Origin of the sequence: Pseudoalteromonas sp. P1-26 (assembly GCF_001401795.1) — a bacterium.
Taxonomy (GTDB): Bacteria; Pseudomonadota; Gammaproteobacteria; order Enterobacterales; family Alteromonadaceae; genus Pseudoalteromonas.
In genome coordinates this window covers 1-738 of the sequence record NZ_LKDX01000120.1, presented here as the reverse complement: position 1 = coordinate 738, position 738 = coordinate 1, and the positions used below count along the sequence as shown (strand labels likewise).

Annotated in this window: 1 pseudogene; it reads left to right on the top strand. The window is 35.9% G+C overall.

Going from position 1 to position 738, the window contains the following annotated elements:
• Positions 1-222 (top strand): annotated as a pseudogene (locus AN394_RS22100) (hypothetical protein); the annotation flags it as partial.
• Positions 223-738: the final 516 nt, after the last annotated feature.

Sequence of the window (738 nt, the reverse complement as noted above, 5' to 3'; positions counted from 1 at the left end):
GATAATATGAACTGGCAATTTACACCTTATGCTGCACTTATGCTGCTAACGCTAAGAGCACAACATGGCCTTGAAAACCCTGATTTTGAGCACCCAGGTTTTGGGAATGTGACTTCTTTACTACTAACACAGCCTGTAGCCCCTCAAAAAGATGATGTGCTTGAACAGCTTGTAGTCAAGTTACATGAGCAAGGCTTTGATGAAAAAGCGTTACTAGCATAGCATCTAAAAAGTGTCACTAAAATGGTCAGGTCTTTCTTTTTGCCTATTAGCTAGTCCAATATTGTATATAAGCATTAGTTTAATAGAAGTTCTCAACGTGTAGGGCATTTTACGATGGGCAAGCACAAGTTCCAAAATGGATTTAAATCGATAAAATGTTACTTCAATTTGACAAATCTAAAGTGCGCGCTATTTGTCGAGCAAGAAAAAAAGTTGGGTGATTATTTTCAATTACACTATTCAAAATTGAGTCGGGTAGTGGCAAAAAGCAAGACCTGATCCCTATGGTTCTTATATGAATTTTATAAAGTTAGTATTCTATATCATAATGTCAAAGCGAGCCTTTATAGTTATAGGTATGACTATTGGGACTATTATTTATTTTTTTACAGGAAGTTATGTATATTCAATAAGTGGTGGTCTTTTGTTGATAAAGCAACAATTCGTCTGTAATTTCCAGTTTACCCTCTGATTTCACCTATTCAGCTCCATCCATGGTCAGGTACTTTTTACCAG